General features: G+C 71.7%; 14 protein-coding genes. 9 read left to right on the top strand and 5 right to left on the bottom strand.

The window, feature by feature from the left end:
* The first annotated feature begins 36 nt into the window (after positions 1–36).
* Entirely contained in the window at positions 37–651 is a 615-nt protein-coding gene (locus tag AC5P1B_RS00990; protein ID WP_493884187.1) for a hypothetical protein, read from the top strand.
* 230 nt (positions 652–881) lie between these two features.
* Here the strand turns inward: AC5P1B_RS00990 and AC5P1B_RS00985 are convergent, their stop codons facing one another.
* On the bottom strand, positions 882–1316 hold the full coding sequence (locus AC5P1B_RS00985) for a hypothetical protein (RefSeq protein ID WP_493884186.1): 435 nt from the start codon (positions 1314–1316) through the stop codon (positions 882–884).
* Positions 1317–1500: 184 nt separating this feature from the next.
* On the opposite strand from AC5P1B_RS00985, the gene AC5P1B_RS00980 reads away from it, so the two are divergent.
* The gene (locus AC5P1B_RS00980) at positions 1501–1911 is read left to right on the top strand and encodes a hypothetical protein (RefSeq protein ID WP_493884185.1); all 411 of its coding nucleotides are present in this window, start codon (positions 1501–1503) and stop codon (positions 1909–1911) included.
* A 366-nt stretch (positions 1912–2277) separates the two neighbouring features.
* Here AC5P1B_RS00980 and AC5P1B_RS00975 read toward each other — a convergent pair whose 3' ends face one another.
* Positions 2278–2535, bottom strand: coding sequence for a hypothetical protein (locus AC5P1B_RS00975; protein WP_493884184.1), 258 nt, complete (start codon positions 2533–2535; stop codon positions 2278–2280).
* 532 nt (positions 2536–3067) lie between these two features.
* Between AC5P1B_RS00975 and AC5P1B_RS00970 the strand changes: the two genes are divergently transcribed.
* On the top strand, positions 3068–3757 hold the full coding sequence (locus AC5P1B_RS00970) for a TetR/AcrR family transcriptional regulator (RefSeq protein ID WP_493884183.1): 690 nt from the start codon (positions 3068–3070) through the stop codon (positions 3755–3757).
* A 151-nt stretch (positions 3758–3908) separates the two neighbouring features.
* Here AC5P1B_RS00970 and AC5P1B_RS00965 read toward each other — a convergent pair whose 3' ends face one another.
* A complete protein-coding gene (locus tag AC5P1B_RS00965; RefSeq protein WP_493884182.1) occupies positions 3909–5390 on the bottom strand; it encodes an LVIVD repeat-containing protein in 1482 nt (493 codons plus the stop codon).
* A gap of 234 nt (positions 5391–5624) precedes the next feature.
* Here AC5P1B_RS00965 and AC5P1B_RS00960 point away from each other — a divergent pair, with 234 nt between their 5' ends.
* Both AC5P1B_RS00960 and AC5P1B_RS00955 read left to right on the top strand, forming a co-directional pair.
* Positions 5625–6314: a DUF305 domain-containing protein gene (locus AC5P1B_RS00960; RefSeq protein ID WP_493884181.1), complete on the top strand. Its 690-nt coding sequence runs from the start codon at positions 5625–5627 to the stop codon at positions 6312–6314.
* 613 nt (positions 6315–6927) lie between these two features.
* Positions 6928–8319 carry an FAD-dependent oxidoreductase gene (locus tag AC5P1B_RS00955; protein ID WP_493884180.1) on the top strand — a complete coding sequence of 464 codons (1392 nt, stop codon included), beginning with the start codon at positions 6928–6930 and terminating at the stop codon, positions 8317–8319.
* Positions 8320–8450: 131 nt separating this feature from the next.
* Here the strand turns inward: AC5P1B_RS00955 and AC5P1B_RS00950 are convergent, their stop codons facing one another.
* A complete protein-coding gene (locus tag AC5P1B_RS00950; protein WP_493884179.1) occupies positions 8451–8891 on the bottom strand; it encodes an ArsR/SmtB family transcription factor in 441 nt (146 codons plus the stop codon).
* A gap of 468 nt (positions 8892–9359) precedes the next feature.
* Positions 9360–10475: an NADH:flavin oxidoreductase/NADH oxidase gene (locus AC5P1B_RS00945; RefSeq protein ID WP_493884178.1), complete on the bottom strand. Its 1116-nt coding sequence runs from the start codon at positions 10473–10475 to the stop codon at positions 9360–9362.
* A gap of 303 nt (positions 10476–10778) precedes the next feature.
* Between AC5P1B_RS00945 and AC5P1B_RS00940 the strand changes: the two genes are divergently transcribed.
* The 4 genes from AC5P1B_RS00940 to AC5P1B_RS00925 are packed head-to-tail and all read left to right on the top strand — an operon-like array spanning position 10779 to position 14605.
* On the top strand, positions 10779–11864 hold the full coding sequence (locus AC5P1B_RS00940; RefSeq protein ID WP_493884177.1) for a WD40/YVTN/BNR-like repeat-containing protein: 1086 nt from the start codon (positions 10779–10781) through the stop codon (positions 11862–11864).
* 34 nt (positions 11865–11898) lie between these two features.
* The gene (locus AC5P1B_RS00935) at positions 11899–12576 is read left to right on the top strand and encodes a uracil-DNA glycosylase (protein WP_493884176.1); all 678 of its coding nucleotides are present in this window, start codon (positions 11899–11901) and stop codon (positions 12574–12576) included.
* A 39-nt stretch (positions 12577–12615) separates the two neighbouring features.
* Positions 12616–13458, top strand: coding sequence for an LURP-one-related family protein (locus tag AC5P1B_RS00930; protein ID WP_493884175.1), 843 nt, complete (start codon positions 12616–12618; stop codon positions 13456–13458).
* A 4-nt stretch (positions 13459–13462) separates the two neighbouring features.
* Positions 13463–14605, top strand: coding sequence for an N-acetylglucosamine kinase (locus AC5P1B_RS00925; RefSeq protein WP_493884174.1), 1143 nt, complete (start codon positions 13463–13465; stop codon positions 14603–14605).
* Positions 14606–14827: the final 222 nt, after the last annotated feature.

The following is a 14827-nucleotide window of genomic DNA, read 5'->3' as shown; positions in this document are numbered from 1 at the left end:
ATCAAGAAGTTTGATCACGACCACAGGGGAACAACCATGAACATCTCTACGGGACGGGCTCTGGCCTCGATGGCCGCCGTCGGCCTGCTGGCCGCCGCCGCCCCCGCTCAGGCACAGGCGGCCGCTCCGGCGCCGAAGCCCGCGGCCGAGGCCGCCGCCGTGAACACGGTGGCGCCTCAGGGCGCCTCCGCCGCGGGTCTGCGCGAGCTGTACGACATGCGACTGACCGTCAAGCCCAGCAACGCGCACTACGGGGGGCTCAAGAGGAGTCCGGCTGCGGCGATAAAGGTCCTGAAGAACTGCTTCAACTGCACCTTCCCCGTCAAGGGAGCGCCGAAGAAGTTCCCCAAGGAGAACCAGCGCCTCAACCTGAAGGCCTGCGCGGTGTACCTCGTCTGCAAGGCCGCTCCGGTCCGCCACCACAACATCGCCAGCATGAAGAACGCCTGGTACTTCACCGCGGAGAGCGGGCACTTCGACGGCAAGGGTTCGAAGGTCTACTTCAACTTCTACACGGGCGACAAGGGCTACCTGAAGCTCCACGTCCAGGGCTTCGTCAAGAATCCGACCGTGCCCGACAACATCAACAAGCGGTTCGCCGGGGACATGTGGCGGGAGTTCGCCCACAAGATGGGCACCAAGCTCGACTGACACCTCATCGCTGAACCACTTTCGGCCACGGCCCCCTCGGAGGCGAGGACACCCCCGCCTCCGAGGGGGCCCCGCCGTGCGAGGCGACGACTCCTTGGACGGGCCGGGGGCCAGCCCCAGGCTGGTCCGCTTCCCGGCGCCGTCCCATCGGCCCTGACGCCGCCGCAGACGGACGGCGCCGGGCGCCAGGAGCGGCAACACCGCGTCCCGGCGTCCGGCAGTACTGCTTGTCAGCAGCCGTCGAACTTCCACTCGCCGCTCTCGCGGGCCCACGACTGCTTCTTCTTGTCGAACTCCGGCAGCCCGATGCCGTAGGACACGCGGGCCGTGTCGCCGGAGATCTCATCGACCTTCAGGCTCTTGACCTTCCGCGGCCCGTAGTCGGCGCTCGCCTGGTCCAGCATGAACGCCCACGACTCGCGGTCGATCTCCGTCCGGCAGCGCTCGGACAGCATGGCGTAACCGCCCTTCTTGTCCGGTTTGAAGAACGCGGTGGTGTACTCGCGTACGGACTTCTCCAACGCGGCCTTGCCGTCGTCCGCGGCCGGAGCGGTGCTGGTCTTGTCCTTCTGGGCGGCCTTGTCGTCGTCGCTGTCACTGTCGCCGCACGCGGTGAGCGACAGGGCGAGCAGGGCAGCGGTGATGGCGGCGGTACGGATGCGCATACGGGTCCCCGGGCGTGGTGGTGTGCGGTGTGGTGTGGGGGGACCGGCAGCGTATCGGGCGCGGTGTACGTACGGGACGCTGGGCAGGGCGACTGCCCTGCTGGGGCGGCAGCGCGCCTCCGCGGCGGCCCGCGGTGCGGTGCCCGGTCGGCGCGCTCGGGTCCCGGCCCCCGCCCGCGGTGGCATGGACGTGGACATCGCCGTGCGCCGCCCAGGCCGCCTCGCGCTGATCTGCCTGGCGATCTCGGGCGCGATGGTCGACCTCTTCCCCGAAGAGGGCGAGGCGGCGCACGCCCTGCCGGTACCACTCGGCACCCGCTTGTGGGCCCTTGTGCTCATGGGCGCGGTATGGGCGTTCGGCGCCTGGCGCCGGTACCGCAGGCTGCGCACCGGTGTGCCGTGGAACGTGCGGTCACTGGTCCGCCGTGGGCTGTGGGCCCGGATCGTGCTGGGCCAGGCGGCCGGGGCCATGCTCTGTGCCCTGCTCATCGCACAGGTGCCCTGGTCGGAACGCACGGTGCCCCAGGCGCTCTTCTGGTGCGGACTGGTGCCCATCCTCGCCACCGTCTGGTTCGACCGGAAGAAGGCGCGGTGAGGGCGCCGACGCCCCAGGGGGTCGCCGGGCGCCGCCAGTCCGGCCAGTCCGCTGTCCCGCCAGCCCGCTGTCCGCCGCAGGACGAGGCTGACGAAACCCCAGGTGTCCCGGTAGACGCGCAGCCACCCTTCCCGGTGGGCGGCCGCTGCCGCGAGGGCTTCGGCGGCCTCCGCGTCGTGGTGAACGGCTCTTTCCAGGAGCCGGTGCACGGAGTCGTCGCCGAGGGGCGCGGTGATCGGGTGGTCGGCATGGGCGCGGCGGGAGATCAGGTCACGGCTCACCCGGGCAGCGTGGCAGCCCGGTGCGCTGATCCGCTGGCATTTCCCGGGGGGGGGCGGCAGCGGCCTGCCCGTCTGCGCGGCCCGGTCAGCCGGTGCCGTCCCGCCGGATCTCGCGTTCGAGGATGCTCGCCCGCCAGCGAGCGGTGACCTCGTCCCTGGCCCTGCCCGCGTCGTCTCCCTCCATGAGGAGGGCCTGCGCGGTCATCGCGGCGAGACGTACGACGATGTGCCGGAGGTCCCTGGTGTCGAGGGGGTCGAGCAGGGCTCCGGCGCCTTCACTGTCGTTGGCGAGGGCGCAAGCGACCACGGCCATGGTCGTACGATCCCACTCAGCTGCGTTCATCCGGTGAATCTGCCCCCTTGGAACCCTGCCGGAACGCCGGACGCCCGGTCGGCGCCCAGCCAGGCCGGACAGCTTCTCGCCAGTAGACCAGGCCTGCCGCACGGACGAGGGCCCGCGGCCGCTGGCTGCGACGTCAGTCACCTGGCTGCGACGTCGGTCACAGCGGCAGGTCACCCCGCACAGAGGACGGACGACATGGACGGCATGAAGGGCGGGCTGGGGCAGCTCCGCCGCGCCTGGCCCCCGCCGCCCCGCCACCGGGACCACCTGCGAGACTCGGCGGCGATGACCGCGCTAGCCAAGGCTCCGTCGTATCCGGCCGGAAGCCCTCCCTGAGCGGCGGCCACCAGCCGCGGGCCCCAGAACTGCGGCCTTGCCCCGCCTCGCATGCCAAGGAACCGCCGATTTCGGACGATCCCCCGCGTCGCCCGAAATCGGCGGTCGTACCGGTGTCCGCCCTGTTCAGAAAGGCGGACAACCGGAGACCCACTGAGTATATTGGCTATGAGCCAGTCAACGCAGGAGTTACAGCATGTCCCCGCGCAGCGCATCGGTCAATGAGGAGTTGCGCCGACGCTCCCAGCAGCGTCTGCTTCAGGCGACGGTCGACCTCGTGGACGAGTACGGGTACGAGGCGACGACGCTCGCGGACATCGCCGACCGCGCGGGGGCTGCCCGTGGCCTGGTCTCGTACTACTTTCCGGGCAAGCGGCAGCTGCTCCAGTCCGCCGTCCACCGGCTCATGCACACCGAGCTGGCCGCCGCGCTGGACCGTGAGCCGCTCCCTAGCGGCGAGGACGCGGGGCGGGAGAGACTGGCGCGCGCCATCGACGCGATCCTGGCCCTCGCCAGGGACCGGCCCCGCCTGATGCGGACGCACATGGCGGGCATCCTTCAGGCCGAGGGCTTCATCCAGTGCCAGGAGCAGCAGCGGCTTGCCGAGCTGCTCCGGGACACGGTCGTCGCGTACGGCTCCGACGACCCGGACACCGACTACCGGCTGCTGCGCGCGCTGCTCATGGGCGCGGTGGTGGCCGTGCTGCTGCCCGGCGCGCCGATGCCGACGACGCGGCTGCGTGCCGAGCTGTTCCAGCGGTACGGCCTGGACTGGGAGCTGGGTGCCCCGCCGACCGAGGAACCCCCCGGCGGAACCGCGCCACGGCGCAACGGGCAGCGCCACACCCCGGCCGGCACGAGGCCGGCCCCGGCCAGCGGGGAGTAGGTCCCCTCCGGCGCGGGGTCGTGCCCCGTCCGGCACGCGGGCGCGGCGGACGGGGCCCCTGCTGTCGCGGGCCGCCGGGCGCGCCGACCGGCCATCGATGGCGACCGGTCGGCCCGCGGGCGGTGCTCAGTGGCTCAGCGGTGGCCGGGCCTCAGCGGTAGTCGGGCTGGGTCTGCACGTTCAGATCGCGCATCCGGACCCACTTGGCGCTGTCGGTCCGCCGGTCGTCGATGCGCAGTACGTCGAAGCCCTTCGCCATGTCGTTGGAGTAGATGTGGCCGTTGTAGTAGTACGCCGACCACGTGCCGCCGCCGACCAGCTTGTCGGCCGAGAGGGGGCCGCGCTCGAAGTAGCCGATCTCCTCCGGCTTGGCCGAGTCGGTGAAGTCCCAGATGGACACGCCACCCTGGTACCAGGCCTGCACCATGATGTCGCGGCCCTTGACGGGGATCAGCGAACCGTTGTGGGCGACGCAGTTCTCGGTGTCGGCCTGGTGACGCGGGATCTTGTAGTAGCTCTTGAAGACCAGCTTGCGCTTGTCGCCCTTGCCGACGAGGTCGTAGACGCCGTCGGCGCCGCGGTTCGGACCGGTCGCGGCATTGCAGGTGGGCGCGCCGCCGCCGCCGAGCTCATCGGTGAACACGACCTTGTTGCCCCGCTCGTTGAAGGTCGCCGAGTGCCAGAACGCGAAGTTCACGTTGTCCGTGACCCGGTCGATGACCTTGGGCTTCGCGGGGTCGGCGATGTTCATCAGGATGCCGTCACCCATGCAGGCACCCGCGGCCAGCTTGAGCTTCGGGTAAGCGGTGATGTCGTGGCAGCCGGTGGTCTTGGAGACGCCGGGGTTGGTGGGCGCGCCCGGGTTGCCGCCGTCCGGGAACAGCACCGGGAAATCGATGGTCTCGGCCCGCTCGGGCGCGGAGCGCGGCACCTTGATGATGGTGATGCCGTCATGCGGCGGCTGGCAGTCCGGGAAGGAGGCGTCCGGCGCGTACGAGGAGACGTACACGTAGACGTTCTTGCGGTCCGGTACCAGCGTGTGGGTGTGTGAGCCGCAGGCGGTCTCGACGGCGGAGACGTACTTCGGGTTCCGCTTGTCGGTGATGTCGAAGATCTTCATGCCCTCCCAGGAGGACTTCTCCGTGGCGGGCTGGGTGGTGCTCGCACAGGAGTTGTCGTTCCGGGAGGAGTCCGTCGAGAGGAACAGCAGGTTGCCGGAGACCGAGATGTCGTTCTGCCCGCCCGGGCAGAGGACCTGGCTGACGATCTCCGGAGTCTTCGGCCTGCTGATGTCGTAGATGACGAAGCCGTCGTAGTTGCCCGCGAAGGCGTACTTGCCCTGGAAGGCCAGGTCCGAATTGGTGCTCTTGAGCGACTGCTTGGGCAGGTTGGCGAGGTGGCGGACGTTGTCGCTGTGAACGATCTCGTCCACACCGGGTATGTCGCCCCTCTTGATCGCGGCCTTGGTCTCGGCCGCGTCCCGCACGGTCACGCGCTCACTCACCGGGGTGTCGCCCGGGTCGGGGGTCGCTGCCGCGGGCCCTGCGATCAGCAGCGACCCGACCAGCCCGAAGGCGGCGATCGCCGCGCTGAGATATCTGCGCCGTGCGTGGGGTCTGTGCACCGACGTCACTTCGTCCTCCCAATGCGTTCGTGGTGCCCATTCGGGATTGAACGGCTGACGAACCTCGGCAGTATCTCGCTCCTCCTGTGCACAACAACAGATGGAAACCAATACGTAATTAAGCTTTTCGATCAACGCAGGTCAGAGTCGTGCTAGTACGGTCACCACGTTGCCCTCAAGCCTCCGGAGGCCCCCGTGTCGCACCGACGTACGCCGAGACGCACTCCGCCGCCGCTGTTCCGCATGGCACTCGCCACGGCACTCGCGGCCGCCACGCTCGCGCTCACCGCCTGCGACGGAGACGACAAGAGGGACGGCGCGAAGGGAGACGGCAAACCGTCCGTTATCGCCCCCGGCAAGCCCGGCGAGGCCGCGGAGACACTGTCGGCCGACGACGCGGCGAAGGCGCAGTCCGACGACTCCCCCAACTCGGCCGACTTCGCCTACGTCAAGATGATGATCCCGCACCACCGGCAGGCCCTGGTGATGACCGAACTCGCCGCCAAGCACGCGCACTCGGGCCAGGTCAAGCGGCTCGCGGAACGCATCGAGGCCGGGCAGGGCCCGGAGATCAAGGCCATGCAGGGCTGGCAGAAGACCCACAAGGAAGCGGGCGGGTCGGGCGGCGGCCACGGCCACGGCGACGGCGGGAGTGACAGCGGCGGTGCGGATGACGGCGACGCGAACGGCGGCCACGACACGGCGTCCATGCCCGGAATGGCCACGGCCAAGCAGCTCGACGCGCTGCGGGCCGCCCGCGGTGAGGACTTCGACAAGCTCTTCCTGAAGCTGATGATCACCCACCATGGCGGCGCGGTGACGATGGCCACGGATGTCCTCTCGGAGGGCAACAACGTCCTGGTCGAGGAGATGGCGACGGACGTCATCGCCCAGCAGACCAGCGAGATCGGCCGCATGCGCGAGATGCGGTGACGCCGACGCCCGGCGGCCTCGTACTGGGGGCCGCCGGGCGGCCTTGTCGGGCGGCCCCTTCTCGGACGGCCTTCTCAGGCGGCCCTGCGCTGAGGGCCTCGCGCCCCGTCCCCTCCGTGCTGACTCACGCGGTGCGGACCCGCCCCTGCCGGTCAGGGTCGCGCCGCGCGGCATTCGCTCCGCGCGCGAGGACTCCCGCCGCGCCGTAGCGCTCACCAAGGCCGACCGGGCGACCCCGCGTCCGCGCTGCTGAGACCGGGTGGGCGGGGGTGCGCGGCTGGTCGCTTCTGTGCGCCGGGCAGCTGGGCGCACCGGGTGGGCGGAGCGGCTTAGGCGACGCGCGTTCAGCCGCGCGGGCGCCCCACCGCGCCCCATGGAGCGGCTTCGGGGGCGGGCGACGGCGAGCGGGCGCGCCCGCCGGATCTGGGGCAGCGCGCCACGGCGCCCCCGCCGGCTCCTGCACGCCCCGCCGCGAGACGGGTCGTGGCAGGGGGCGCCTCAGGGGGCGCGGGCGTAACGCGCGCCCCGTGCGGTCCCGGCCATACCGTGCGGCCTCCTCCCGCCACACCCCCGCGAGTGTCATGCTGGAAGCCCCGCGGATAGGAGTTCCGCTGTGCTTCGCATCGCAGTCATCGGATCGGGCCCCAGCGGGGTCTACACCGCGCAGGCCCTGCTCCAGCAACGCGCTGTGCCGGACGTGGCGGTGCACGTCCTTGACCGGCTGCCGTGTCCGTACGGTCTGGTGCGCTACGGCGTCGCCCCCGACCACGAGAAGATCAAGTCGCTTCAGGGCAATCTCCGCACGGTCCTCGAAGATCCCCGGGTGACCTTCCTCGGCAATGTGCGGGTGGGCGAGCCGGGGCTGCCGCCCGGCAGGCTGCGCGAGCTGTATCACGCGGTGGTCTACTGCGTCGGCGCCGCCGCCGACCGGCGGCTGGGGGTGCCCGGTGAGGAGCTTGCCGGCAGCTGCTCGGCCACCGACTTCGTCTCCTGGTACAGCGCGCACCCCGACGCGGCACCCGACGAGTTCGCGCTGGCCACACCCTCCGCGCTGGTCATCGGGGTCGGCAATGTGGCCGTTGACGTCGCCCGGGTGCTGGCCAGGGACGCCCAGGAGCTGCGGGGCACCGACGTGCCGGACGCGGCGCTCGCGGCGCTGGGGCGCAGCCGGGTGCGGGACATCCACATGGTGGGCCGCCGCGGCCCGTCCCAGGCGAAGTTCACCACCAAGGAACTGCGCGAACTGGGGGCGCTGCCCGGCGCGGAGGTCCGGGTCAGGCCCGAAGAGCTGGCGCTCGACCCGGCGTTCGCCGACCCTTCCGGTCTGCCCGCGGTCAACCGGCGCAATGTGGAGGTGCTGCGGGGCTGGGCCACGCAACCGCCCGCGGGGCGCCCGCGCCGCATCCATCTGCGCTTCTTCCTGCGGCCTGTGGCGCTGCTCGGCCCCTCGGGCGAGCAGGTCGATGAGGGCGAAGGCGGCGCCGGAGACGGCGCTGCCGGGGTCCGTGCGGTGCGGTTCGAACGCACGGCGCCGGACGGGAGCGGCGGCGTCGTCGGGACCGGCCGGTTCGAGGACATCGAGGCGCGGCTGGTGCTGCGCTCCGTCGGCTACCGCGGCGTGCCGCTGGCCGGGCTGCCGTTCGACGCCGCCCTCGGTACGGTGCCGCACGCGGCGGGCCGTGTGCTGCGTGAGGGAGCGCCGTCGCCTGGTGAGTATGTCGCCGGGTGGATCAAGCGCGGCCCGACCGGGGTGATCGGCACCAACCGGCCGTGCGCGAAGGAGACGGTGAACTCGCTGCTGGCCGACGCGGCGGAGCTGGCCGCGCGCCCGGTCGCCCCGGACCCGCTCGCGGCCTTGCGCGACGCGGGCCAGGACCCGGTGGAGTGGCCCGGGTGGCTGCGGATCGAGGAGGCGGAGATGGCGCTGGGGCGCGAGTTGGGACGTACGAACGTCAAGATCGCTGACTGGCAGGGGCTGTTGAGCGCCGCCCGGGCCGATCGATGAACGCCGGGTGACCACGCCTGCTCCACCGGCGGTTGCGACGGCAGGCCGGTAAGACTCCTCGGGCCGGTGAGGCCCCCCTCGCCTCGCGAACTCGGCGCCACCGGCGAGCCGGTGGCGCCGTGCCCGCTCGCCTACGCGGAGCCGGACGTGGTCTCGGGTTCCGCGTCGGCCGGGCTCGCACCGTCCGTGCTCAGCCGCCTTTCCTGGTGGGCGGCTGCCGTCAGGACGCTGTCCAGCAGGCCGGGGAAGAGGTCTTCGAGATCGCTACGGCGCAGCGCGCTCATCTTGGCTGTGCCCCGGTACATCTGCTGGATCACACCGCTCTCCCGCAGCACGCGGAAGTGGTGGGTGGTGGTCGACTTGCTGACCGGGAGGTCGAAGGCCGAACACGGCAGTTCACCGCCGTTGACGGCGAGTTCGCACACGATGCGCAACCGCATCGGGTCGGACAGCGCGTGCAGGAGGTCTTCGAGCCGGATCTCGCCGGTGTCCGGATGCCTGAGTTCCCTGCCCTTCGGCTGGCTGGGGGCCCGCTGGCTCGGCACGGCTGCTCCTCTCGACTGCTCTGACATGCTCCATGGTACGACACATATCGTAATTTTCGGTCGCTAGGGGACACCGGTGTACGCGCGAGCCGCAGCACTCGCCCCACCATGGCCGGCGGGGCTACGGGGGCCGGAAGTGCCTCGATCGCACACACTCCACGAGGCCGCCCCGACGGAACGTACACGACCAGCCCCACCGGGGTCAGCGACTCCACGAGCCAACCCACGTCCCGGTGACGGCCTTGGGGACAAGGGCAGTTGAACCGCGATGCCGCGATGCCGCGATGCCGCGAGCTTGCGATGCCGCCGCGCCCGTCCTCCGCGATGCCGAGCGGGCGACGCGGCCCGCGCCCCCCGCCGGACCGGACCCTTCCGGCCTCCCCCACGGGCCGTCGGCCCGGTTGCCGGGGCCAGGACCGGCGGTGGAGACCGCCGGTCCTGGCGGGACGGGTGGATTTGCCGCGCGGGTGGGAGGGTTCCCGCGCGTCGCCGTGCTCAGACCGCGCGGTGGTACTGGTCGGGCGTGCGCACCTCGCCGCCCAGTTCGCGTGCGGCGTGGAGGGCGAAGGAGGGGTTGCGCAGCAGCTCCCGGCCGAGCAGCACGGCGTCGGCCTGACCCTCGGTGATGATCTTCTCCGCCTGTACCGGTTCGGTGATGAGTCCGACCGCGGCGACGGGCAGCCCGGTCTCGTTGCGGACCCGCTCAGCGAACGGCACCTGGTAGCCGGGGCTGGTGGGAATGCGCACCTTCGGGGCGAGCCCACCGGTCGAGACGTCCAGCAGGTCCACACCGTGCGCCCGCAGCTCACGCGCCAGACGGACGGTGTCGTCACCGGTCCAGCCCTCGCGCTCGTCCTCGGCGTTCTCCGTCAGCCAGTCGGTGGCGGAGATCCGGAAGAACAGGGGCAGCTCCTCGGGCCACACCTCCCGTACGGCGTCCACGACCTCCAGTGCCAGACGCGTGCGGTTCTCGAACGAGCCGCCGTACTCGTCGGTGCGGTGGTTGCTGTGCGGGGAAAGGAACTCGCCGATCAGGTAGCCGTGGGCGCCATGGATCTCGGCGACCTTGAAGCCCGCCGCGAGCGCCCGCCGGGCGGCGTCGGCGAACTGGCCCACGACCTCCTTGATCCCTTCCTGGGTCAGCTCGGTGGGCACGGTGTGGTCATCGTCGTAGGCCACCGGGCTCGGCCCGACGGGCTGCCACCCCTGATCCCCGTCCGCGGGGACGCCGTCCACGGGGATCGGGGCGCCGCCGAGCCATGGGCGGCCGGTGGACGCCTTCCGCCCGGCGTGCGCCAGCTGGATGCCCGGCACGGTGCCCTGGGTTTCGAGGAAGGTGGTGATCCGGCGCAGCGCCTCGACCTGCTGGTCGTTCCAGATGCCCAGGTCGCCGGGGCTGATCCGGCCCTCGGCGCTGACCCCCGTGGCCTCCACCAGGATCAGGCCGGTGCCGCCGATCGCCCTGGCCGCGTAGTGGGCGAAGTGCCAGTCGTTGGCGACCCCCGCGTTCGGCCCGAACGCCTCGGCGCTGTACTGGCACATCGGGGCCATCCAGAGGCGGTTGGGGATGGTCAGCGACCGCAGGGTGTACGGCTCGAACAGGGCGCTCATGAAAATACTCCGTTTCGCCTGGCGCGGCGGGATCGACTGCGTTAAGTACGAGACACACCGTACTACGAGAGTCATGAAATTACGATGCCTCTCGTACAACCGCTTCGGTGTCCGCCCCCGCTGTCCGCCGTCCCGACCATCCGAAAGGGCAGGGGGCGGCTCGTCGGCACGCGCCGCCCCAGACTCCCCAAGCGCCCCGATCAACGCTCTGACCTGCGACGACGTGATCCAGGACGCCGTTGTCAGTGGTCGGGTGCAGACTGGCGCGTATCTGAGACAACGGCGTCGCGGAGGTGGTCCGCCATGACTGAAGTACTACTGGCCGTCGGTACCCGAAAGGGCCTGTTCGTCGGCCGGAAGCGCGGCGGGTCCTGGGAGTTCGAGGCACCCCGCTTTCCCGCCCAAGCGGTGTACGCCATCGGCATCGACACCCGGCACGCGATCCCGCGGCTGCTGATCGGTGCGGACAGCGCGCACTGGGGTCCTTCCGTCTTCCACTCCGACGACTTCGGGGCCCACTGGCAGGAGCCGCGGCAGCCCGCCGCCAGATATCCGAAGGACACCGGGGCGTCGCTGGAGCGGGTGTGGCAGCTGCACCCGGCGGGCCCGGCCGCCCCCGATGTGGTCTATGCGGGGACGGAGCCCGGTGGCCTGTTCCGCTCCGACGACAGAGGCGAGACCTTCACTCTCGTACGGCCGCTGTGGGACCACCCCACCCGCGAGCAGTGGACGCCGGGCGGGGGCGGGCTGGCCGTGCACACCGTCGTCACCGATCCGCGCGACGCCGACACGGTGACCGTGGCCGTCTCCACCGCGGGCGTCTTCCGCACGGTGGACGGCGGGGCGAGCTGGGCGCCGTCCAACTCCGGGGTGCGGGCGGTGTTCCTCCCCGATCAGTATCCGGAGTTCGGGCAGTGCGTGCACAAGATCGCGCAGGACCCCGCCGACCGCGACCGGCTGTATCTGCAGAACCACTGGGGGGTCTACCGCAGCGACGACGCCGGGGCGCACTGGAACGACATCGGCGCCGGGCTGCCCTCCGACTTCGGCTTCGCCGTGGCCGCTCACCCCCATACGGGTGATGTGGCCTATGTCTTTCCCATCAACGCCGACGAGGACCGGGTGCCGGCCGGACACCGGTGCCGGGTCTACCGCACGCAGGACGCCGGGCGGAGCTGGGAGCCCCTGGACACCGGGCTGCCCACGGACCCGCACTACGGGACGGTGCTGCGGGACGCGCTGTGCGTGGACGACGCGGACCCGGCCGGGGTCTACTTCGGCAACCGCAACGGCGAGATATACGCCAGCGCGGACGACGGCGACAGCTGGCAGCAGCTCGCCACGCATCTGCCGGACGTCCTCTGCGTGCGGGCGGCGGTGGCCGGGTGAGACACCGGCCGCTGAGCCAGTAGAGTGACGGACCGTGGCTGTACGACCGTTGAACGAAATCGTAGAACCGGGCTGGGCCAAGGCACTTGAGCCCGTCGCTTCGCGCATCACCGCGATGGGCGCCTTCCTCCGCACCGAGATCGCGGCGGGCCGCACCTACCTCCCGGCGGGGCCGAACGTGCTGCGCGCGTTTCAGCAGCCGTTCGATGAGGTGCGTGTGCTCATCGTCGGTCAGGACCCGTATCCGACGCCCGGCCATGCCGTCGGGCTGAGCTTCTCCGTCGCGCCAGAGGTGCGTCCGCTGCCCGGCAGCCTGGAGAACATCTACCGCGAAATGCACTCCGACCTCGGCCATCCCCGCCCGGCCGACGGCGACTTGACGCCCTGGACCAAGCAGGGCGTGCTGCTGCTGAACAGGGCGCTCACCACCGCCCCGCGCAAGCCCGCGGCACATCGCGGCAAGGGCTGGGAGGAGGTCACCGAGCAGGCCATCAAGGCGCTCGTCGCGCGCGGCAAACCGCTGGTGTCGATCCTGTGGGGCCGCGACGCCCGCAACCTCCGGCCGCTGCTGGGCGACCTGCCCTCCGTGGAATCCGCGCACCCGTCGCCGATGTCGGCCGACCGTGGCTTCTTCGGCTCGCGCCCCTTCAGCCGCGCCAACGATCTCCTGGTACGCCAGGGCGCGCAGCCGGTCGAGTGGCGACTTCCCTGACCACCGCCGATCACATGAGCGGACGATAGTGTGCGGGACATGACGACTCATCCCAACACGCCCGCGGGCTGGTACGCCGACCCGCAGGGCACCCCGAATCTGCTGCGCTGGTGGGACGGCTCCCAGTGGACCGAGCACACCCACGCCGGGCAGCCCGGCCAGGCCGCGCAGCAGCAGGGGCACGTCCCCCAGCAGCAGTACGCGCAGCAGCCTCCGCCGCCGGAGAAGATCCAGCGCCAGGTCCAGCAGCAGGCGGGCGTCGCCGCGGCCGGGCAGGGCGGCGGCACGCTGTTCACCGAGCCGGTCCTCGTGGTGAACCAGAAGGCCAAGCTCATCGAGCTGACCAACGAGTACAGCGTCTTCGACCAGCATGGCCAGACCATAGGTTCCGTGGTCCAGGTCGGGCAGAGCACGCTCAAGAAGGTGGCGCGCTTCGTCTCCAGCCTCGACCAGTTCATGACCCACCGGCTGGAGATCCGCGACGCCCACGGGCAGCCTCAGCTGGTGATGACCCGCCCGGCGAAGTTCATGAAGTCCAAGGTGCTCGTGGCGCGCCCGGACGGTCAGCAGGTCGGCGAGATCGTCCAGCAGAACGTGATCGGCAAGATCAATTTCGCGATCATGTCCAACGGCCAGCAGGTCGGTGCCATCAAGGCCGAGAACTGGCGCGCCTGGAACTTCGCCATCGTCGACCAGGCAGGCAACGAGATCGCCCGGATCACCAAGACCTGGGAGGGCCTCGCCAAGACGATGTTCACGACCGCTGACAACTACGTCCTGCAGATCCACCACCAGCTGCCCGAACCGCTGCTGAGTCTCGTCGTCGCGACGGCGCTGACCGTGGACACCGCGCTCAAGCAGGACGCCCGCGGATTCGGCTGAGCCGATGGCAGCGACCGCCCGACAGGCACCCCACGAGCCGCCCGGCAGCGACCGCCGGCAGGTGCTCGGCATCGACTCGGGCGGCTCGGGAGTACGCGTCGCCCTGGCCCCCGCCGAGGGGCCGGGCGACGCCCCGGCACCCCCGCTGACGTGGGAGTCCCCCACCCCGGCCGTCGTCGGGGAGCGCGGAATCGACGCACGCGGCCTGCTCGCGCAGGTGCTGCCCGCCGCCCAGCGGCTGCTGCGTGAGGCCGGTGTGCGAGGCGTGGACGCCGCGTGCGTCGGTGCCGCCGGAATGGCCACCCTCGGCGACGACCTGCGCGACCAGCTGCCCGGCGCGCTCGCCGACGCGCTCGGCGTACGGCGGCTCGCGCTCGCCGCCGACGGCGTCACCGCCTACGCGGGCGCGCTCGGCCAGCGCCCGGGAGCCGTGGTCGCCGCGGGCACGGGCATGATCGCCCTCGGCACCAGCCTCAGCAGCGGCCCGGACGGCGGCTGGCGGCGCGCGGACGGCTGGGGTCACCTCCTGGGCGACTGCGGCGGCGGGGCGTGGATCGGCCGCGCCGGGCTTGAGGCGGCCATGCGCGCGTACGACGGGCGCGAAGACGGCTCGGCGGCGCTGCTCGCCCGCATGGAAGCGGTCCTCGGCGCGCCCCACGAGCTGCCCGGCCTGCTGTATCAGCGCCCCGACCGGCCCGCCGTCCTGGCCTCGTTCGCTCCCGAGGTCGGCCGCTGCGCGGCCACCGACCCGGTCGCCGCCTCGATCCTGGGAACGGCGGCGCGCCATATCGCGCAAGCCGCCGAGGCGGTCTGCCCCGGCCCGATCCAGGCCGGACGGCCGGGCGCCGGGCCCGGCGCCGGAGCGGCAGACTCCGGAGCGGCAGACTCCGGAGCGGCAGGCACCGATGCGGCAGGCACCGGCGTGGCGGACGGCGAGCGCTGTGCGGTCGCGCTCACCGGCGGGCTGTTCCGGATGGGCGAGCCCCTGCTCGGCCCGTTGCGCGGCGAGCTGGCCCGGCGACTGCCGCACGCCCGTATCACCGAGGCCGCCGGGGACCCACTGGCCGGGGCGCTGCGCATCGCGCGGGCGCTCGCCACGGACACGCTGCGGCTTCCGGCGGACGCGGCGCTCCTGCACATCGCCTAGGGCCGCTCCTGCACGTCACTTAGGGCCGTGTCCGGCGGATCGTGTCCGTGCGACGCGGACAGCAGGTGCGTCGTGGCTGGTCGCGCGGTTCCCCGCGCCGCTGACGGGGCACGCCCCTGCGCTGGGCAGGGCTGCTTTCCCTGGGCCTGGCGGGCACCCCCAGCGGTCAGCACCCCACGTTCCCGCACCCCGCGATCAGCACTGCCGACGGCACCGCCGACA

The organism is Streptomyces sp. A01 (assembly GCF_059026195.1).
This window is presented reverse-complemented; position numbering and strand designations above follow the sequence as displayed.